The sequence below is a fragment of the Arthrobacter zhaoguopingii genome (assembly GCF_009828595.1).
GTDB classification, from domain to species: domain Bacteria; phylum Actinomycetota; class Actinomycetes; order Actinomycetales; family Micrococcaceae; genus Arthrobacter_D; species Arthrobacter_D zhaoguopingii.
The window spans coordinates 39,914-59,154 of the sequence record NZ_WPNY01000010.1 but is presented as its reverse complement, the minus strand read 5'-3'; the positions used below and the strand labels follow the sequence as shown (position 1 = coordinate 59,154).

The 19,241-nt window shown below is 68.6% G+C and carries 20 protein-coding genes; 9 read left to right on the top strand and 11 right to left on the bottom strand.

The features are described 5' to 3' along the window. Window positions 1–2: 2 nt before the first annotated feature. Together tal and tkt are read right to left on the bottom strand one after the other, a co-directional pair. On the bottom strand, window positions 3–1,115 hold the full coding sequence (gene tal / locus GVV86_RS13350; protein ID WP_159616366.1) for a transaldolase: 1,113 nt from the start codon (window positions 1,113–1,115) through the stop codon (window positions 3–5). A 57-nt stretch (window positions 1,116–1,172) separates the two neighbouring features. Further along, on the bottom strand, window positions 1,173–3,350 hold the full coding sequence (gene tkt, locus GVV86_RS13345) for a transketolase (protein WP_159801621.1): 2,178 nt from the start codon (window positions 3,348–3,350) through the stop codon (window positions 1,173–1,175). Between the two features lie 411 nt (window positions 3,351–3,761). Between tkt and GVV86_RS13340 the strand changes: the two genes are divergently transcribed. Then, window positions 3,762–4,703: a heme o synthase gene (locus GVV86_RS13340; protein ID WP_159616367.1), complete on the top strand. Its 942-nt coding sequence runs from the start codon at window positions 3,762–3,764 to the stop codon at window positions 4,701–4,703. 31 nt (window positions 4,704–4,734) lie between these two features. Next, a complete protein-coding gene (locus tag GVV86_RS13335; protein ID WP_159801260.1) occupies window positions 4,735–5,646 on the top strand; it encodes a dihydrodipicolinate synthase family protein in 912 nt (303 codons plus the stop codon). Here the strand turns inward: GVV86_RS13335 and GVV86_RS13330 are convergent. From GVV86_RS13330 to GVV86_RS13320, 3 genes are read right to left on the bottom strand one after another with little or no spacing between them, the layout of a single operon-like run. After that, a complete protein-coding gene (locus GVV86_RS13330) occupies window positions 5,627–6,601 on the bottom strand; it encodes a COX15/CtaA family protein (protein WP_159616369.1) in 975 nt (324 codons plus the stop codon). The genes GVV86_RS13335 and GVV86_RS13330 overlap by 20 nt on opposite strands. A gap of 4 nt (window positions 6,602–6,605) precedes the next feature. Continuing rightward, window positions 6,606–7,349 carry an ABC transporter permease gene (locus GVV86_RS13325; protein WP_159801262.1) on the bottom strand — a complete coding sequence of 248 codons (744 nt, stop codon included), beginning with the start codon at window positions 7,347–7,349 and terminating at the stop codon, window positions 6,606–6,608. Beyond that, the gene (locus tag GVV86_RS13320; protein WP_159801623.1) at window positions 7,346–8,218 is read right to left on the bottom strand and encodes an ABC transporter ATP-binding protein; all 873 of its coding nucleotides are present in this window, start codon (window positions 8,216–8,218) and stop codon (window positions 7,346–7,348) included. Before GVV86_RS13320 ends, GVV86_RS13325 begins: the two co-directional genes overlap by 4 nt. Before the next feature lie 215 nt (window positions 8,219–8,433). Here GVV86_RS13320 and GVV86_RS13315 point away from each other — a divergent pair, with 215 nt between their 5' ends. The 6 genes from GVV86_RS13315 (at window position 8,434) to GVV86_RS13290 (ending at window position 13,633) form a co-directional block, all read left to right on the top strand. Further along, a complete protein-coding gene (locus GVV86_RS13315) occupies window positions 8,434–9,270 on the top strand; it encodes a helix-turn-helix transcriptional regulator (protein ID WP_159801264.1) in 837 nt (278 codons plus the stop codon). Next, entirely contained in the window at window positions 9,270–10,745 is a 1,476-nt protein-coding gene (sufB, locus tag GVV86_RS13310) for a Fe-S cluster assembly protein SufB (RefSeq protein ID WP_159801266.1), read from the top strand. Before GVV86_RS13315 ends, sufB begins: the two co-directional genes overlap by 1 nt. Window positions 10,746–10,747: 2 nt before the next feature. Further along, window positions 10,748–12,073 (top strand): Fe-S cluster assembly protein SufD, encoded by a 1,326-nt coding sequence (gene sufD / locus GVV86_RS13305; protein ID WP_425513913.1) that lies wholly within the window; start codon window positions 10,748–10,750, stop codon window positions 12,071–12,073. After that, window positions 12,070–12,435 carry a non-heme iron oxygenase ferredoxin subunit gene (locus tag GVV86_RS13300; protein WP_159616372.1) on the top strand — a complete coding sequence of 122 codons (366 nt, stop codon included), beginning with the start codon at window positions 12,070–12,072 and terminating at the stop codon, window positions 12,433–12,435. The genes sufD and GVV86_RS13300 overlap by 4 nt, the downstream gene beginning before the upstream one ends. 65 nt (window positions 12,436–12,500) lie before the next feature. Further along, window positions 12,501–13,271 carry a Fe-S cluster assembly ATPase SufC gene (gene sufC / locus GVV86_RS13295; protein WP_159616373.1) on the top strand — a complete coding sequence of 257 codons (771 nt, stop codon included), beginning with the start codon at window positions 12,501–12,503 and terminating at the stop codon, window positions 13,269–13,271. A 32-nt stretch (window positions 13,272–13,303) separates the two neighbouring features. Beyond that, the gene (locus GVV86_RS13290) at window positions 13,304–13,633 is read left to right on the top strand and encodes a metal-sulfur cluster assembly factor (protein ID WP_120168199.1); all 330 of its coding nucleotides are present in this window, start codon (window positions 13,304–13,306) and stop codon (window positions 13,631–13,633) included. Window positions 13,634–13,812: 179 nt separating this feature from the next. Here the strand turns inward: GVV86_RS13290 and GVV86_RS13285 are convergent, their stop codons facing one another. From GVV86_RS13285 to GVV86_RS13275, 3 genes are read right to left on the bottom strand one after another with little or no spacing between them, the layout of a single operon-like run. After that, window positions 13,813–14,454 carry a CbiQ family ECF transporter T component gene (locus GVV86_RS13285; protein ID WP_159616375.1) on the bottom strand — a complete coding sequence of 214 codons (642 nt, stop codon included), beginning with the start codon at window positions 14,452–14,454 and terminating at the stop codon, window positions 13,813–13,815. Continuing rightward, on the bottom strand, window positions 14,451–15,143 hold the full coding sequence (locus GVV86_RS13280) for an energy-coupling factor ABC transporter ATP-binding protein (RefSeq protein ID WP_159616377.1): 693 nt from the start codon (window positions 15,141–15,143) through the stop codon (window positions 14,451–14,453). Before GVV86_RS13280 ends, GVV86_RS13285 begins: the two co-directional genes overlap by 4 nt. Further along, window positions 15,140–15,814: a biotin transporter BioY gene (locus GVV86_RS13275; RefSeq protein WP_159616379.1), complete on the bottom strand. Its 675-nt coding sequence runs from the start codon at window positions 15,812–15,814 to the stop codon at window positions 15,140–15,142. Before GVV86_RS13275 ends, GVV86_RS13280 begins: the two co-directional genes overlap by 4 nt. A gap of 179 nt (window positions 15,815–15,993) precedes the next feature. Between GVV86_RS13275 and GVV86_RS13270 the strand changes: the two genes are divergently transcribed. Then, window positions 15,994–17,592, top strand: a complete 1,599-nt coding sequence (locus tag GVV86_RS13270) for an ABC-F family ATP-binding cassette domain-containing protein (RefSeq protein WP_159616381.1) — start codon at window positions 15,994–15,996, stop codon at window positions 17,590–17,592. Window positions 17,593–17,596: 4 nt separating this feature from the next. Here GVV86_RS13270 and GVV86_RS13265 read toward each other — a convergent pair whose 3' ends face one another. The 3 genes from GVV86_RS13265 to GVV86_RS13255 are packed head-to-tail and all read right to left on the bottom strand — an operon-like array spanning window position 17,597 to window position 19,122. Next, window positions 17,597–18,424, bottom strand: coding sequence for an SURF1 family cytochrome oxidase biogenesis protein (locus GVV86_RS13265; RefSeq protein WP_159616383.1), 828 nt, complete (start codon window positions 18,422–18,424; stop codon window positions 17,597–17,599). Continuing rightward, complete coding sequence (locus GVV86_RS13260; RefSeq protein ID WP_159801268.1) at window positions 18,425–18,682, bottom strand: hypothetical protein; 258 nt, start codon at window positions 18,680–18,682, stop codon at window positions 18,425–18,427. Next, on the bottom strand, window positions 18,679–19,122 hold the full coding sequence (locus GVV86_RS13255) for a DUF3099 domain-containing protein (RefSeq protein ID WP_246199614.1): 444 nt from the start codon (window positions 19,120–19,122) through the stop codon (window positions 18,679–18,681). Before GVV86_RS13255 ends, GVV86_RS13260 begins: the two co-directional genes overlap by 4 nt. Window positions 19,123–19,241 lie beyond the last annotated feature (119 nt).

The window sequence follows — 19,241 nt, the reverse complement described above, 5'->3', positions numbered from 1 at the left end:
TATCAGCGTCCTTCGGTGTCGAGTGCGGTCTGGACGGTCTCGAGGAGTTCGGACCAGCTGGTCACGAACTTGTCGAGGCCTTCGGTCTCGAGCTGCTCGACGACCTCCTTGTAGGAGATCCCCAGGCCATCGAGGTCGTTGAGGATGGTGTTGGACTCCTCGTAGGTGCCGGTGACCGTGTCGCCTTCGATGACGCCGTGGTCGGCAGTCGCCTCCAGGGTCTTCTCCGGCATCGTGTTGACGACGCCCTGCGCGACAAGGCCGGTCACGTACAGGGTGTCGGGCAGTGACGGGTCCTTGACCCCGGTGGAGGCCCACAGCGGACGCTGGGGGTTCGCGCCGGCACCGGCGAGGACCTGCCAGCGCTCGGTGGCGAACTGCTCCTCGTACACCTGGTAGGCCAGACGGGCGTTGGCGAGCCCGGCCTTGCCCTTGAGGGCCTTGGCTTCGGGGGTGCCCAGGGCGTCGAGGCGTCCGTCGATCTCGGCGTCGACGCGGGAGACAAAGAAGGAGGCGACGGAGTGGATCTTGCTCAGGTCGTGCCCGTTCTCCTTCGCCTTCTCAAGGCCGACCAGGTAAGCGTTGATGACCTCGCGGTAGCGCTCGAGCGAGAAGATCAGGGTGACGTTGACGCTGATTCCCGCCGCGATGGTCTCCGAGATCGCCTCAAGGCCCTCGACGGTGGCAGGGATCTTGATCAGGACGTTGGTGCGCTGGACCTTGGCGTGGAGTCGCTTGGCCTCCTCGATGGTTCCCTTGGTATCGCGGGCCAGGCGGGGGTCGACCTCGATCGAGACGCGGCCGTCGAAGCCGCCGGTGCGCTTCGCAGCTTCGGCGAAAATGTCGCAGGCCTGGGCGACATCGTGGGTGGTGATGTCGAAGACCGCCTGGTCGAGCGTGGCGCCGGCCTGGGCCAGGGCGCCGACCTGGGAGGCGTAGGACTCGCCCTGCTTCAGTGCGGCGGCGAAGATGCTGGGGTTGGTGGTGACACCGACGACGTTGAGCTCTTCGATGAGCCGCTTGAAGGCACCGGAGTTGATGCGTTCGCGGGACAGGTCATCGAGCCAGATCGAGACGCCGGCCGAGGAAAGGTCGGCCGTTGGGTTGGAAGTCATTTGATTCTCCTTTGAGTCCGCGTTCACGGACACTTGTGTCGGACGGAAGCGGACGGGCTACTGGTGGTCGCCGGTCTCGGTGGCGCGGGCGCCCGACGGCATCGCCGGGGTGCCGTTGGCTGCCAGCGGGGTGCCGGCGGCGGCGCTGATTGAGTCGCGGGCGGCGGCCACGACGGCCTCCGCGGTGATGCCGAACTCGCGGTAGAGGGTCTTGTAGTCGGCCGAGGCACCGTAGTGCTCGAGGGACACGGCACGGCCGGCGTCCCCGAGCAGGCCCTGCCAGCTCTGGGCCACGCCCGCTTCGACGGACACCCTGGCGCGGAGGCTGCGCGGCAGCACCGACTCACGGTACGCCTCGTCCTGGCTGTTGAACCACTCGAGCGAGGGCACCGAGACGACGCGGGTGGCGATGCCTTCGGCTTCGAGGGTTTCGCGGGCCGAGACGGCCAGCTGCACCTCGGAACCCGTGGCCATCAGGATGACCTCGGGGGCGCCGTTGCGTGCCTCGGCGAGGATGTACGCGCCCTTGGCCACGCCTTCGGCCGAACCGAAGGTGTCACCGGTGGCTGCGCCGTCGCCGCGCTCGTACGTGGGGATGTTCTGCCGGGTCAGCACGATGCCAGCGGGGTTCTGGGTGTTCTCCAGGATGGTCCGCCAGGCCACGGCGACCTCGTTGGCGTCACCGGGGCGCACGACGTCGAGGCCGGGGATGGCGCGCAGCGAGGAGAGCTGCTCAACGGGCTGGTGGGTCGGTCCGTCTTCGCCGAGGCCGATGGAGTCGTGCGTCCAGACGTAGATCGCCGGCACGCCCATCAGGGCGCCGAGGCGCACTGCCGGCCGCTGGTAGTCGCTGAAGATCAGGAAGGTGCCGGAGAACGCGCGGGTGCTGCTGTGCATGACGATGCCGTTGACGATGGCTGCGGCGGCGTGCTCGCGGATGCCGAAGTGCAGCACCCGTCCGTACGGGTTGCCCGACCATGCCTCGGTCTGCCGGCTCGTCGGCACGAATGACGGGGAGCCTTCAATGGTGGTGTTGTTCGACTCGGCGAGGTCGGCGGAGCCGCCCCACAGTTCCGGAAGGACCGGGCCGATGGCGGTGAGGACCTTGCCGGAGGCGGCGCGGGTGGACATGTCCTTGCCGGCGGGGAAATCGGGCAGTGCCTCCTCCCAGCCTTCGGGGAGGGTGCGGGAGGCGATGCGCTCGAGCATCTTCGCCTCGTCCGGGTGGGCTCCACGCCAGGCGTCGAACGTGGTGTCCCAGTCGGCGTGGGCGCTGGTGCCGCGTTCAACGACCTTCCGGGCGTGCGCCAGGACCTCGGGGTCGACGTCGAAGTGCTTCTCCGGGTCGAAGCCCAGGGCCTGCTTCAGCGCGGCCACCTCATCCTTGCCGAGGGCCGAGCCGTGGATCTTGCCGGTGTTCTGCTTGTTGGGGGCAGGCCAGCCGATGATCGTCCGGAGGGACACGATCGAGGGCTTCGAGGTTTCATTCTTCGCCGCGACCAGGGCGGCATACAGCTCGTCGACGTCCTCGACGTACTCCCCGGTCTTCGTCCAGTCGACCCGCTGGACGTGCCAGCCGTACGCCTCATAGCGCTTCAGCACGTCCTCGGTGAAGGCGATGTCGGTGTCATCCTCGATGGAGATGTGGTTCTCGTCATAGATCACCACGAGGTTGCCGAGCTCCTGGTGGCCGGCCAGCGAGGAGGCCTCGGAGGTGACGCCCTCCTGGAGGTCGCCGTCGGAGGCGATGACCCAGATGGTGTGGTCGAAGGGGCTCTCACCCTGGGGGGCTTCGGGGTCGAACATGCCGCGCTGGCGGCGCTGGCCGAAGGCGAAACCGACGGAGGTTGCCAGGCCCTGGCCCAGCGGGCCGGTCGTGATCTCCACGCCCTTGGTGTGGCGGTATTCGGGGTGCCCCGGGGTCTGCGATCCCCAGGTGCGCAGCGCCTTGAGGTCATCGAGTTCCAGGCCGTAACCGGCCAGGTACAACTGGATGTAGAGAGTCAGCGACGTGTGGCCGGGGGAGAGGACGAACCTGTCGCGGCCGGTCCATTCCGGGTCGGACGGATCATGGCGCATCAGTTTCTGGAAGAGCAGGTAGGCGGCGGGAGCAAGGCTCATCGCGGTACCCGGGTGGCCGTTGCCCACCTTTTCCACTGCGTCCGCGGCGAGGACGCGGATGGTGTCCACCGCCTTATCGTCCAGTTCGCTCCAGTTAAGTTCCTGCTCTTGCATCTGTGCCACGTTGACCGGGCCTTTCTCTGTCCAGGTCGGCCAGCGCCACGGCGCCGTGGGGAGCTGGGGGCAGGGGTACGCGGAGGCACCCGCAGCCTGCTGGCCGTTCACCGTTGAATCCTGCATTTATCCGTATATTCCCAGTGATGCAGGCACCCCCGCAGGAGGGCCCCTTGGGCTTCAAAACCAACCATATCCCTTCCTCGCATCAAAGGAAGTTCACTGGGTAACAAGTCAGAGATGTTGCCGTCCATTCCCCAAAAAGTCACGAAACGTTGGTGAGCAATATCACGGGTGGTTGCTTCCGGCATCCACCCCGCGCGGCGGGGTAGATAGGGCCCGATTTCTACGCGGCGTAAAAGGGTATGATGATTCTGTCTTTTGCCCCAAAAGAAATGAAAGTGTTGCCTTGTGAAGACCCAGCAGGTTTCTGCGCCGGCACGGCCGCCCCGGGCCCGACGGGGCGTCGGGCGCAAAGCCAGGGCCTATCTCGCCCTGACCAAGCCGCGGGTGATCGAGCTCCTGCTGGTGACGACCCTTCCCACGATGATCTTCGCCCACGGCGGGTTCCCGCACCCGGGGCTGATCCTCGCCACCATGGTGGGTGGGGCGTTCGCAGCCGGCAGCGCCGGCGCCTTCAACTGCTACATCGACCGCGACATGGACAAGGTGATGCACCGGACGGCGAACCGCCCACTGGTGACGGGGGAGGTCACCCCCCGGGAGGCGCTGGTCTTCGCCTGGGCGCTCGGCGCCGCGGCCATCGGCATCCTGTGGTGGGGCGCGAACCCGCTGGCGGCCTGGCTGGGCGTCGCCGCGATCTTCCTCTACGTCGTTGTCTACACCCTCATCCTCAAGCGCCGGACCGCGCAGAACATCATCTGGGGCGGTGCCGCCGGCTGCATGCCGGTGCTGATCGCATGGGCTGCGGTGACGAACTCGGTTGAGTGGCCCGCCGTCGTGCTGTTCCTCATCATCTTCCTCTGGACGCCCCCGCACTACTGGCCGCTGTCGATGAAGTACAGCGACGACTACAACGCCGCGAACGTCCCGATGCTCGGGGCAATTGCCGGGGCGCGCGTCGTGTCCGTCCAGGTCGTCCTGTATGCGTGGGCGACCGTCGCGTGCTCGCTGCTGCTGGTGCCGGCCGGAGCCGGCTGGGTCTACACGGTGGCCGCCGCGGCTGCCGGCGCCTGGTTCATCCGGGAGACCCACCGCCTTCACGCCAAGGCCCGCCGGGGAACCCTTGAGAACCGGGCGGCCATGAAGGTCTTCCATGGGTCGATCAGCTACCTCACGGTGCTCTTCCTCGCCCTGGCGATCGACCCGTTCGTCGGCGGCCCCGTCTTCTAGCGCGGGAGACCTGCGCCGTTAGCATGGGGGCATGACTTTCACCGGGCTCGTCGCCTACCCCATCACGCCCTTCACCGCCGACGGCGGGGTGAACACCCCCGAACTCGCGGCCCTGGTCTCCTCCCTGGCGGTCTCGGGAGCCGACACCATCGCCGTCCTCGGTTCCTCCGGGAGCTTCGCCTTCCTCAGTTCGGCCGAACGCGACGCGGTGGCCCGCACCGCCGTCGAAGCGGCCGCAGGTACAGTGCCGGTGGTGGTCGGCATCAGTTCCGTGGGAACCCGCGAGGTGCTGGCGGCCGCCCGCTCCGCCGAACGTGCCGGAGCGTCGGGTCTGGTCCTTTCGCCGGTCTCCTATGTGCCGCTGACCGAGGATGAGGTGTCCTTCCAGGTACGCTCCGTCGCGGAGTCGACCGACCTGCCGATCTGCCTCTACAACAACCCCAGCACCACCCAGTTCAGCTACGGGCTAGAACTGGTGGCGGAACTCCTTGCGCTTCCCTCGGTGGTGGCGTTCAAGGACACCGCCGCGGACGTTAACTCCTTCCAGCAGCGGTATGACCGCCTCCGCTCGCTGACGGACGCCAGCTTCAGCCACGGCCTGAGCGGCGACCTGCTGATCGCCTCGGGGGAGCTGGCGGCGGACGCCTGGCACACGGGTCCGGCCGCGCTGCTTCCGGCCTATTACGCCCGGTTCCGCGCTGCGGTCACCGCGGGGGACGCTGCCGGTGTGGCGGAGTGCCGCAGGGTGCTCCTACCGGTGGTGCAGCACGTGGTGAACCTGCGCAAAATCAGCGGGCTGCACCTGCTCGCGCGCGTCTGCGGCATCGACGCGGGGGATCCCCGCCTGCCGCTGCTCCCGGTCCCGGGCAGCGAACAGCGCGAACTGGCTCGGCTCGTTGACGTGGTTGAGGAAGCGCTGGCCCTCAGCGGACCGGTGTCCTGACCTGCCCTGGAGTCCCGGCAGCGGCGCCGGCCGGCTGCCGGGTATACCCCGTGTAGACGGCGTGGACCGCCGCTGCGGTCAGCAGGGAGGCACCGAGCAGGTGCAGGGCCACCAGCCCCACCGGCAGGTGAAGGAAATGCTGGGCGTACCCCACGGCGCCCTGGGCCAGGACCACGACGGCAAAGAGCACCAGCGACCGGCGAAGGGCCGGCGCCACCCGGTACCGGAAGGCCAGCGCCACGGCCAGCGCCACGGTCATCACCAGGAGGTAGACCGGTGCGGCGTGGATGCGGGTCATCAGCTCCGGGTCGAGGTTGTTCCGGGCGGCTCCGTGATCTCCGGCGTGGGGGCCCGAACCGGTCACGATTACCCCGAGCACGACGACGAGCCCGGTCAGTACGGCAATCACCGCCAGGAGCTGGCGCAGGATCCGCGGGGCCGCCTGCGGCAGGCGCTCCCGGCTCTGGGCGGTGGTCAGCCGGGTCCGGTTCACCAGCACCGTCGCGACGGTCACCAGGGCCATGGAGACCAGGAAGTGCCAGCCGACCACCCACGGGTTCAGGTCGGTCCACACGGTGACGCCGCCGATCACGGCCTGCGCGGGGATGCCCGCCAGGAGCGCCACCGAGAGGCGGAAGAGATCCCGGCGTTGACGGCGCAGGTTGAGCACGGACACCAGCATGGCGACCGCGATCACCACCAGCACAAAGGTGAGCAGGCGGTTGCCGAACTCGATGACCCCGTGCAGGCCGAGCTCCGGGGTGCTCACGATCGAGTCGGCGGTGCACCGCGGCCACTCGGGGCAGCCAAGGCCCGACGCGGTGAGCCGCACCGCTCCGCCGGTGACGACGATGACGATCTGGGACACCAGGGATGCGATGGCCAACCGCCGGACGAGGGGGGTCTCGGTGGCGGGGAGCCGGGAGCGCAGGCGGGTCAGGGCAGAAGACGGCATGTTCTCAACTCCATCGGAACCAGCGGACGGCGGCGGCACTGGCCACCGCGGCCCAGCCCAGCAGGATCAGGCAGGACAGGGGATGAAAGGATCCCTCGAGGAAGGCGGCGCGCAGCCCGTCGCCCAGCGCGGAAGACGGCAGGATCCGCACGAACGGCTCGACGGCGGCCGGAAGTCCGGCGGCGGGAAGGATGATCCCTCCGGCGGCGGCCAGCAGGATCCACAGCAGGTTCGTCACCGCGAGCGTCGCCTCCGGCCGCAGCGTCCCGGCCACGAGGAGGCCGAGTGCGGTGAAGGCGGCCGCGCCGAGGGCGAAGGTCAGGACCGCCCAGGGCAGCCCCGCTAGCTCCGGGCGCCAGCCCATCAGAACCGCGGCGCCGCCGATGAGCACCACCTGCAGTGCCAGCACCACGGCCACGGCCGCGGCCTTGCCGAAGACCAGGCCGGAGCGGCCCAGCGGGGTGGTCGAGAGGAACCGGAGCACCCCGTACCTGCGGTCGAAGCCGGTCGCAATCCCCTGGCCGGTGAACGCCGTCGACATGACGCACAGCGCGAGCACCCCCGGGGCCGCGGTGTCGATTCTGCTGGGACCGTAGCCGTCGAGGAGGGGCGTGGCCACGAGGCCGGCGAGGGCCAGCAGGGGCAGGGCGACGGCGAGCACGAGCTGTTCGCCGTTGCGGAGCATCGCGGCGGCCTCGTAGCCACCGTGGCGCAGCACCCTCCGGGCGAGGGGGGCGGCAGAGGTCATCGGATGCTCCGTCCGGCGATGTCGAGGAAAACGTCTTCGAGGGATCGAGGGGCCATGGTCACGGATACCGGCAGGATCCCCTCGGAGTCCCACCACTGGGCCAGGGCCGCGAAGTCGGCCGCGGTGAGGGCGCCGCTGACCAGGTAGTGCCCCGGCTCCGGTTCCGCGCGGTGAAGGTGCGGCAGAATTCCGGGCGGAATCTGAAGGCCGGGCACGGTATGGAATCGCAGTTCCCTGAAGTTCTCCGGAGCTGCTCCGGCCGTCAGGTCGGCCACGGTGCCCTGGGCGACGGTGCGCCCGCCCTCCATGATGTAGACGTAGTCGGCAAGCTTCTGGGCGTCGTCGAGCAGGTGGGTGGTGAGGATGATCGCGAGTCCCGCCGCGCGCAGTTCCTGAATCAGTTCGAACACGATGGTGCGTGACTGGGGGTCGAGCCCGGCGCTGGGCTCATCCAGGAAGAGCACCTCGGGCCGCCCGATCAGGGCGCACGCGAGGGCGAGCCGCTGCTTCTGGCCGCCGGAGAGGCGGCGGATGGCCGTGCCGCCGAAGTCGTCGATCCCCAGCCGTTCGGCGAGCTCATCGATCGGCCGCGGATCAGCGTACATGGAGGCGACATGGCGCAGCAGGGCCATCGGCTTCACCGAAGGAGGCAGCCCGCCGTCCTGCAGCATGACTCCGACACGGGCGCGCAGCCGGGGACTCGCGCGGTGCGGGTTCTCGCCGAGGAGCAGGACCGTGCCGGCGGTGGGGCGCTGGAGGCCCTGCGCGCATTCGAGCGTCGTGGTCTTGCCGGCCCCGTTGGCGCCAAGGATCGCGGTGACGCTGCCCATCGCCGCCTCGAGGTGGACCCCGTCGAGCACCCGGACCATCCGGCCGTCGAGCGAGGGGACCGGCCCGAAATCCTTGGTGAGGCCCTCGATCACCAGGGCGGCGGCTGTATGGTGCACCCGGCTATTCTACGGTACGTAGTAACCGCCCTTGTAGAGGTCGACTGCGGGGGAAGCCTGCCCTTACTGGCACCGGAAGGCACATTACGTCATGATTGTGTTGTGTATTTTTTGACGCGGGCGGGAGGGATGACGACATGAGTGTGGTTGACCATACCGCCGGGCGGGCGGGGCTTTCCCCCGCTGCGGGCGACACCGACGAGCGCACCCGCGACCGGGTCCTTTCGGCCGTGCTCGAGCGCGGGCCGGTCAGCGCCGCGGAACTGGGCAGCGGGCTCGGCTTCACCCCGGCCGCCGTCCGGCGCCACCTCGACGCCCTGTCCCGTGACGGGCTCATCGAAGTCAAGCGCGGCGGAAGCACCGCGACGGGCGCCGGACGGCCCGCGCGGCGCTACGTGCTCAGCCAGCGCGGGCAGAGCCGGCTCGGCAACGACTACCTCGACATCGCCCGTGCCGCCCTTCAGCAGCTGGGGGCGGCCGCCGGCCCCGACGCGGTGGCGGAGTTCGCCCGGTCCCGCTTCGCTGGCATGGAGGAGCGCTACCGCCCGCTGATCGAGGCCGCCGGGCCCAACCTCGAGGCCCGCGCCCGCGCACTCGCCGAGGCACTGAGCACCGACGGATTTGTCGGCTCGGCCCGGGTCGTTGGCTCGGCCGGCGCCGCTCGGCCGGCCGCCGGGGGAGCCGCCCCGCGCGGCACCCTGCTCAGTGTCCAACTCTGCCAGGGCCACTGCCCCGTGCAGCAGCTCGCCGCTGATTTTCCCGCGTTCTGCGACCAGGAGACGGCGGCGTTCTCCCGGCTGCTCGGCGTCGACGTGCGCAGGCTCTCCACCCTGGCCAGCGGCGGCCATGTCTGCACCACCCACATTCCCCTCGGGCGCTCATCAGCCGCGCCCCCGGCGGGTGCCTCCCGCGCCGAGCCCGGCGCCGCACCCCGCTCCTCGAATTTGCCAAACCATCAGCAAGGAAGGCCGTGATGACGGATCAAGTAGACCAGAAGCCACTGACCCCGACCCCCGTCCCGGAGTCGGTCATCAGCGACATCCTGGAAAAGAACCCGGAACTCGAGGGCATCGGCACCTACCAGTACGGCTGGGCCGACAAGAACGAGGCGAGCGCCAACGCCCGCCGCGGCCTGAGCGAAGAGGTCGTCCGCGACATCTCGGCGAAGAAGAACGAGCCCGAGTGGATGCTCGACCTGCGCCTGAAGGGCCTGAAGTACTTCGACCGGAAGCCCATGCCCTCCTGGGGCGCGGACCTTTCCGGGATCGACTTCGACAACATCAAGTACTTCGTGCGCTCCACCGAGAAGCAGGCCAACACGTGGGAGGACCTCCCCGAGGACATCCGCAACACGTACGAGAAGCTCGGCATCCCCGAGGCCGAGCGTGCCCGCCTGGTCTCCGGCGTCGCGGCCCAGTACGAGTCCGAGGTGGTGTACCACCAGCTCCGTGAGGACCTCGAGCGCCAGGGCGTGATCTTCCTCGACACCGACACCGCGCTGCGCGAGCACCCGGATATCTTCAAGGAGTACTTCGGCTCGATCATCCCGGTGGGCGACAACAAGTTCGCCTCGCTGAACACGGCGGTCTGGTCGGGCGGTTCCTTCGTGTACGTGCCCAAGGGCGTCCACGTCGAGATCCCGCTGCAGGCCTACTTCCGGATCAACACCGAGAACATGGGCCAGTTCGAGCGGACCCTGATCATCGCCGACGAGGGCTCCTACGTCCACTACATCGAGGGCTGCACCGCCCCGATCTACACCTCCGACTCGCTTCACTCGGCCGTCGTCGAGATCGTCGTGAAGAAGAACGCCCGCGTCCGGTACACGACCATCCAGAACTGGTCGAACAACGTGTACAACCTCGTCACCAAGCGGGCCGTGGCCCACGAGGGCGCCACCATGGAGTGGATCGACGGCAACATCGGCTCCAAGGTCACCATGAAGTACCCGGCGGTCTACCTCGTCGGCGAGCACGCCAAGGGCGAAACCCTGTCCATCGCGTTCGCCGGTGAGGGTCAGCACCAGGACACCGGGTCGAAGATGGTCCACATCGCACCCAACACCAAGTCCTCGATCATCTCGAAGTCGGTGGCCCGCGGCGGCGGCCGCGCCGCGTACCGGGGCCTGGTCCAAGTGCGTGAAGGCGCGAAGAACTCCGCCAACACGGTCCGCTGCGACGCGCTGCTGGTCGACACCATCTCCCGGTCGGACACCTACCCGTACGTCGATATCCGCGAGGACGACGTGACGATGGGCCACGAGGCCACAGTGTCCAAGGTCAGCGAGGAGCAGCTGTTCTACCTGATGTCGCGGGGCATGCCCGAGGACGAGGCCATGGCCATGATCGTGCGCGGGTTTATCGAGCCGATCGCCCGCGAGCTCCCCATGGAGTACGCGCTCGAACTGAACCGCCTGATCGAACTCCAGATGGAAGGGGCCGTAGGCTAGCAATGGCTGAAGCGACCAAGATGAACAACGAAGCGCCCCAGACCGGACCGGCCGGCGCCGCAGTGCCCGCCGAGAAGGCACGGATCGGTGCGCCGTCCTCGGCGCCCGCAGCGATCGCGGGCTTCAGCGAGGAGGGTGAGAGCCTCTCGGAGCTGAACACCGGCACCGCCCAGCACGGCTTGAAGAAGCACAGCCACGGCAACGCCCCGGTGGTCCCTGAGGCCTCCCGCGGGGAGCGGCTGAAGTCCTATCGGCTTGAGGACTTCGCCCCGCTCACCGGCCGCGAGGAGGACTGGCGGTTCACCCCGCTCAACCGCCTGCGCGGGCTCCATACCGACCCCCTCACCGGGACCGGTCCCTCAGTGCGGGTCTCCGGCGCCTCCAACATCGAGGTGGAGACTGTCGGGAGGTCCGACGCCCGGATCGGCTCCGCCGCCACCCCCGAGGACCGCATCTCGGCGGCGGCCTGGGCCGCGGCCGAGGGCGCCACCGTCGTCACCATCCCCGCCAACACCGTGGCCGACGCCGAGGTGACCGTCACGGTCCTGGGCGCCGACAAGGCACCGGCGGCCCAGCACCTGATTCTCGAGGCCGGGGCGTTCTCCACCGCAGTGGTGGTCCTTGACCACTCCGGCTCGGCGACGCTCGCGCAGAACGTCGAGATCGTCGTCGGCGACGGCGCCCAGCTCACCGTTGTCAGCGTGCAGGAGTGGGACGACGACGCCGTCCACGTCTCCTCGCAGCAGGCGAAGATCGGACGCGACGCCCGCTTCAAGCACGTCGTCGTCAGCCTCGGCGGCGACCTTGTCCGCCTCACCCCGTCCTCGGTGTTCACCGCGCCGGGCGCCGAGGTCGAGATGTACGGGCTGTACTTCGCCGACGCCGGCCAGCACCTTGAGCAGCGCCTCCTGGTGGACCATGCGGTGCCCAACTGCAAGTCCCGCGTGACCTACAAGGGCGCGCTCCAGGGACAGGGCGCCCACACCGTCTGGGTCGGCGACGTGCTGATCCGCAAGGAAGCCGAAGGGACCGACACCTACGAGGTGAACCGGAACCTGCTGCTGACCGACGGGACGCGTTCGGACTCGGTGCCCAACCTCGAGATTGAGACCGGCCTGATCGAGGGTGCCGGCCACGCCAGCGCCACCGGCCGCTTCGACGACGAGCACCTGTTCTACCTGATGGCCCGCGGCATCCCCGAGCAGGATGCCCGCCGCCTCGTGGTGCGCGGCTTCCTCACCGAGGTCATCCAGCAGATTCGGGTCCCTGCCCTCGAGGAGCGCCTCGCGCTGGCCCTCGAGAACGAGCTCGCGGCAGGCAACCTGTGAGCGCGGAGGCCACCCCGAGGGGTGAACTGATCTGCAGCGTCGACGACATCGAGATCAAGCAGGCCCTGCGCGTGCTCATCGATGACTACCCAGTCGCGATCGTGCGGGACTCCCAGGGTGACATCCACGCTCTGGGGGACACCTGCTCCCACGCCGACATCTCCCTTGCTGAGGGCGACGTCGAGGGCTGCGCCATCGAATGCTGGGGCCACGGGTCCCAGTTCGACCTGCGCAGCGGCGCTCCCCTCCAGCTGCCGGCCTATGAGCCGGTTCCGGTGTTCGCCCTGGAGATCCGCGACAACAATGTGTACGTGGACATCACCACGGTCACCAACGGAGCACCCACCCCCCAGCTCGGCTGACCGGCCCGGCACCAGCACACTTAGACGACGCCCTGGCCGCCAGGGCAAAGGAGAACGGAAAACAGATGTCCACCCTTGAAATCAAGGACCTCTACGTCAGCATCGTGACGGAGCAGGGCTCCAAGCAGATCCTCAAAGGCGTCAGCCTCACCATCAACACGGGTGAGACCCACGCGATCATGGGCCCCAACGGCTCGGGCAAGTCCACCCTGGCCTCGACCATCGCCGGCCATCCCCGGTACACCGTCGACAGCGGCTCCATCACCCTCGACGGCGAAGACGTCCTGGCCATGAGCGTCGACGAGCGCGCCCGCGCCGGGCTCTTCCTGGCCATGCAGTACCCGGTCGAGGTGCCCGGAGTGACCATGACCAACTTCCTGCGCACCGCCAAGACGGCCCTCGATGGAAAGGCACCGAGCCTGCGCCACTGGACCAAGGACGTCAAGCAGGCGATGTCCCAGCTGCGCATCGACGCCGACTTCGCCCAGCGCAACGTCAACGAGGGCTTCTCCGGCGGCGAGAAGAAGCGCGTGGAGATCCTCCAGCTCGAGCTGTTCCGCCCCCGCTTCGCCATCCTCGACGAGACCGACTCCGGCCTCGACGTCGACGCACTCAAGGTCGTCTCCGAGGGCGTGAACCGCGAGCACGAAAAGGGGGAGATGGGCACGCTCCTGATCACCCATTACACGCGCATCCTCCGCTACATCAAGCCCGACTTCGTGCACGTGTTCGTTGACGGACGCATCGCCGAAGAGGGCGGCCCCGAGCTCGCCGACCGGCTCGAAGAAGAGGGCTACGACCGCTTCGCAGCAACCACCCCCGCCGTCGAGGCGTAGGCCCGACGTCCCCGTCCGGGAAAGGAAAAACGATGAGTGAAGTAGAAGCAGCGCAGACAGCGCTCGAAGACGTCGAAGAGGCGCTGAAGGATGTCATCGATCCCGAGCTCGGGGTGAACGTCGTTGACCTGGGCCTGCTGTACGGGCTGAAGTACGCCGAGGACGGCGCCCTCCTGATCGACCTGACGCTCACCACCGCCGCGTGCCCCCTGACCGATGTGCTCGAGGAGCAGGTCGGCCAGGCGCTCGACGGCGTGGTCGACGACTGGCGGCTGAACTGGGTGTGGATGCCGCCGTGGGGCCCGGAGAAGATCACCGAGGACGGCCGCGACCAGATGCGCGCCCTCGGGTTCAACATCTAGGACGACCGCAGGTCCGCGCTCCGGCGCGCATGTAAGCGAGAAGGGGCGGCTCCCATGGAGCCGCCCCTTTGCCGTCCTCGGAACCTGAGGGACAGCCGCCACGCAAGAGGTCCTCGCGGCAGACAAGCCCTCCACCACCTCGGTGAATTCTCCAAAAGTTCCCTCCGAGGTGCGGCGCCCTAGGGCTCGTCATCACTATCCGTGTGCTCGCCGAGGCCCCGGGCGGCCAGGGCCTGGCCGGTGGCCTGGGCATAGGCGACGGCGTTGACCACCACCGGGACCACGACGGCCCGCGGGCTGCGCTGCAGGCCGCGGGCCTTCGCCGCGTCCCGCAGGTCCGACAGCGAACCCACCAGGTACGGGATGCTGCGCACCATGATGGACAGGGCGAGGGCAAAGCGTTCGGGGTCGGCTCCCAGCCGCCGCAGCGGACGCACGAGGCGCACCAGCCCGTCGAGCAGTTCCTGCCCTGGGGTGGTGACGGTCAGCAGACGGGCCGCCAGGATGCACACGGCGATGCCTCCGGGCACCACGAAGGCGGCCTCCGGGCCGCGGGTGAACCCGGAATAGAGAGCGAGCAGGGCCAGCACGGGCAGCGCAGGCACCAGGGCGCCGAGCACCTTCCGCAGCGGCAGTCGGGCACCAAGGGTCATCAGGAGAAGGAACAGAACGAGCCCGGCGGCGGTGGTGAGCGGCTGGCGGATCAGCACCACCGGGGTGCTGGCCCCCACGCAGAGAAGGGCCTTGAGCGCCAGCGGAGCGCGGTGCAGCAGCGACTGCCCGGGAACGTAGAGGCCGAGGAGCTGGCCATGGCCCCTCACCGGAGGCACAGCTCCTGGTAGAAGGCAACGGCGTCGACCGGGTCGCCGTCGAACACCACGCGGCCGTCGTCGAGCACGAGGGTGCGGTCGCTGTCCTGGGCGAAGGAGAGGTTGTGGGTGGTGAAGAGCACCTGCTGGGGGAGTCCGCGGAGCACGGTGCGGATGGTCTGCTCGTTGCGGAGGTCGAGCAGGGTGGTTGGCTCGTCGGCGACGAGGACTTCGGGATCGACTGCCGCCACCACCGCGATCGCCAGGAGCTGGCGCTCACCGCCGGAAAGGTCGTAGATCGAGCGGTCCGCAAGGTGGCCGATGCCGTAGGACTCAAGCACTTCCATGCCGGCCGCCCGGCGCTCATCCGCGCGCCGGATCCGGCCGCGCAGGGACAGCTCGACGTCCTCGCGGCCCGTGGGCATGACCAGCTGGGACAGGGGATCGGTGAATACGAAGCCGACTTTGCGGCGGACCTCCCTGCCGCGCCGGGCAGTGTCGAGGCCGTCGACGCTGACGCTGCCCGAGGTGGGCAGCGTCAGCCCGTTGATCAGTTTGAGCAGCGTCGATTTCCCCGAGCCGTTGGCGCCGACCACCGAGATGCGGTGCTCGCCCAGCTCGAGGGTGACCGGGTGCAGGATGGTGCGGCTGCCGCCGTCCTCTCCGGGGGCAGTGACTGACGCATCGGTGAAACGGATCATGCCGTGCGTGCGGCTCCTTCGGCGCCATCATGGCCCGACGCAGCGGCGCCTGCGCGCGGCAGCAGCCGGGGGAACGCCCGGTGCACCGCAGCCGCGATGCCGGCCGCGAGCAGGTTTTTTAGAACGTCTCCGGGCAGGAAGACGGCGTCCGCGGCGATCGCATCTCCTACGCTCAGCCCGCCGTTGACCACCAGCCCGGTGATTCCGAGCGGGTGGATGAGCAGGAGGCTCGCCGTGAAGCAGGCAATGAACAGCACGCCCACGCGGAACCTGCGGGTCCGGCGCAGGAGCACGGTGGCGAGGAAGCCGGCGAGCATCGCGGCCAGCGGGAAGGCGATCAGGTAGCCGGCGGACGGTCCCGCGAGGACGGCAAGGCCGCCGCGGAAGCCGCTGAAGATCGGAAGGCCGGCCAGTCCCGCCAGGACATACAGCCCGACGGCGGCCCCACCCCGGCCGGGACCGAGGACCACCCCGGCGAGCATCACCCCGAGCGTCTGCAGCGTGATCGGCACCCCGAGCGCGCCGACCGGGATACCGGGTACGATTGCGAGGGCGGCAATAAGCGCGGCGAACACTGCGATCAATGACAGATCGGTGGAACTCCACCGCTTCCGGGCGCGTCGACGGGATACGACAGCTGCCCCGGAGGAACTCGGGTGGGCCTGGCTCATGGTTTCTTCCTCGCGGTATTGGATCGAGGCAGCATCCAGAGTGGATGCGGCATTGTGGCAATGTGACAACCGCATTGCGTCTCATCCCGAGAATAGCGCCGGAACCGCAACATTCCTTTGTAGATTATCGACAAAAAATGCCCCTGTGCAGCGCACAGGGGCACCGAAAGGCCACGGAATTGATTACCGTATCGAACCTTGAGCTGCGAGCAGGAGCCCGGCTGCTGATGGAGTCGGTGTCCTTCCGCGTGGACCGCGGCGACAAGATCGGCCTCGTCGGCCGGAACGGCGCCGGCAAGACCACCATGACCAAGGTCCTCGCCGGCGAATCCCTGCCGGCGGCCGGCTCGGTCTCACGCAGCGGGGAGATCGGCTACCTGCCGCAAGACCCCCGAACACCCGACATGGACCAGCTCGCCCGCGACCGGATTCTCTCCGCGCGCAACCTCGACACCGTGGTCCGCGACCTCCGGCAGGCGCAGGAGGATATGGCCAGCGAGAACACCTCGGTCCGGTCCAAGGCCATGAACCGCTACGACCGGATCGAGGCGGCGTTCCTCGCCGGCGGCGGCTACGCCGCCGAGGCCGAGGCCGCGGCGATCTCCTCCAACCTCGCCCTGCCCGAGCGCATCCTGAACCAGCCGCTGCGCACGCTCTCCGGCGGCCAGCGCCGCCGGGTGGAACTGGCCCGCATCCTGTACTCGGGCGCCGAGACGATGCTCCTTGACGAACCGACGAACCACCTCGACGCCGACTCCATCACCTGGCTGCGCGAGTTCCTGCGCACCCACCAGGGCGGGCTGATCGTGATCAGCCACGACGTCGACCTGCTCGAGGCCACAGTGAACAAGGTGTTCCACCTCGACGCGAACCGGGCCACCATCGACATCTACAACATGGGCTGGAAGCGGTACCAGCTGCAGCGTGAGACCGACGAGCGCGCCCGCAAGCGGGAGCGCGCCAACGCCGAGAAGAAGGCCCAGGTCCTCATGGACCAGGCCAATAAGATGCGCGCCAAGGCCACGAAGGCCGTTGCGGCCCAGAACATGGCCAAGCGCGCCGAGCGGCTCCTGGGCGGCCTCGATGCGGTCCGTGCCAGCGACCGCGTCGCCGCGCTGCGGTTCCCCGACCCTTCGCCCTCGGGCAAGACTCCGATGACCGCCGAGGGCCTCAGCAAGTCCTTCGGGTCCCTCGAGATCTTCACCGACGTGGACCTGGCCATCGACCGCGGCTCCAAGGTGGTCATCCTCGGGCTCAACGGTGCGGGGAAGACGACCCTGCTGCGCATGCTCGCCGGCGTCGACACCCCCGACACGGGCCGGGTGATCCCGGGCCACGGCCTCAAGGTCGGCTACTACGCGCAGGAACACGAGACACTCGACACCGAGCGGACGGTCCTCGAGAACATGAAGAGCGCGGCACCGGACATGAAGGACGCCGAGGTGCGCGGCATCCTGGGGTCGTTCCTGTTCTCCGGCGACGACGTCGAAAAGCCCGCCGGGGTGCTCTCCGGCGGTGAGAAGACGCGCCTCGCGCTGGCGACCATCGTGGCGTCCTCGGCGAACGTCCTGCTGCTCGACGAACCAACCAACAACCTCGACCCCGCCAGCCGGGCGGAGATCCTTGGGGCACTAGCCAACTACACCGGCGCCGTCGTCATGGTCAGCCACGACGAGGGGGCCGTCGAGGCCCTCAAGCCAGAGCGGGTCGTGCTGCTGCCTGACGGCGTCGAGGACCTGTGGAACGAGGACTACCTCGACCTCGTGACGCTGGCCTAGCGGCTCAGCGGTAGCCCTGGGCGTCCAGGAGCGCGTCCTCGGCCTCCTCGGCCGTGGGGCGCCGCCCGGGACGCCGGGTCGCCTCCGGCCGGCCTCCCGCCTCTTCGCGGTCCAGGCGGGCCTGCTGCCGGGCGGCATAGCCGAGCCCGACGAAGAGCAGCACGCCGAAGGCGAACCACTGCAGGGAGTAGGAAAGGTGCGGTCCCTCGTTCAGTGACGGCTTGGGGAACTGCGAGGGGGCGACCGCCGGCGCGGGGTCCTCGGCGGCCATGAGCCCGTACGCGCCGGTCTGTACGGGGTAGCCGAGCTTCGCGGCGTACCCCTTGAGGTCGATCGAGGCGACCTGGCCCTCCGGGGCGCCCCGATTCACTGCCGGCTCACCGGGCTTGATGCGCGCCGTGACCGTGACGGTTCCCTCCGGCGGTGCGGGGATCGAATCCGGCCTCCCCGCCCGGTCATTGCCGATGGGCAGCCAGCCCCGGTCGATGATGACAGCCGTGCCGTCGGCCAGGCGCAGCGGAGTGAGCACCTCATAGCCGGGCTGGCCGTTCATCGGGCGGTTACGCACCACGACCTGCCCCGCCGTGTCGTACTCGCCGGTGAGCCGAACCGGAGTCCATTCCCGCAGGGGATCGTAGGTGGCGAAGTCGGTTGTGCCTTTTGCGTAGGGCACGGGGGACTTCTCGTAGTTCGCCTCGATGCGTCCGATGTCGGACACCACCGCATTGCGCCGCTCCAGCTGCCACATGCCCAGTGCGGCGCAGGCCGCCGCCAGTGCCATCACCAGCGCGAACCAGCCGAGCCAGCGGCGGGAGATCAGGAACCGGTACACCTAGGACGCACCGCCAGCCAGCGTTATTGTCTCTTTCCAGAGCCCACGGACCTGGAGGTAGTCCTGCAGCCAGTCGACATGGGCGGCGCAGGCGGCCCAGGCCTTGCGGCGCTCAGGGGTGTGGATGCGGGGGTTGTTCCACAGCAGCTGCCATTCGGCCGCCTCGCGGCAGCCCTTCCGCGAGCAGACCGTCGATTCGGCCGCCTGCTGAGGGGCACCCGAGAGGGAGTCGAAAATGTTGAAACCGGGTGTGCTCACGCGGCGGTGTCCGTCCTTCCGCGCAGCGGATCGTCGTTCTCATTGTGGTCATCGGTGGGTGCCAAACGCTCCTCCTCGATGATCTCCCCGGTCAGGACGTCTGGACCGGGGTCCTCCGTCTCGACCGGGCTGGTCGGGGCTTCAATTTCGCGCACCGGCGCGCGGTCGAGCAGGGCGTCGGTGTGGCGGATGTCGCTGGTGTCGCTGCCCCCGTTGGCGATGATGACGGCGAAGTAGGGCAGGAGCACCGCCCCCGCGATCACAACCCACACCATCCACCCTTCGACGAAGAAGACGAGGATGAGGCATACCATCCGGATGCCCATTGAGATCGAGTACTTGATCATGCGCGAGCGCATTTCGTCGGTGTGGGACTCCCGGGCGTCGGAAATGCTGTGAACGTCGGTGTCGTGCCTGCTGTGCCTGGTCTGCTTGCTCATTCCACTCCCAAGGGGCTTCATCCATCATCTCATCCCACCGCCCGTTGTTAAAGTTGGCTGCCTCACGGCTAGGATCGACGGGACACTTTGACATGAGTTCGTTAAGTAACAACGTGTAG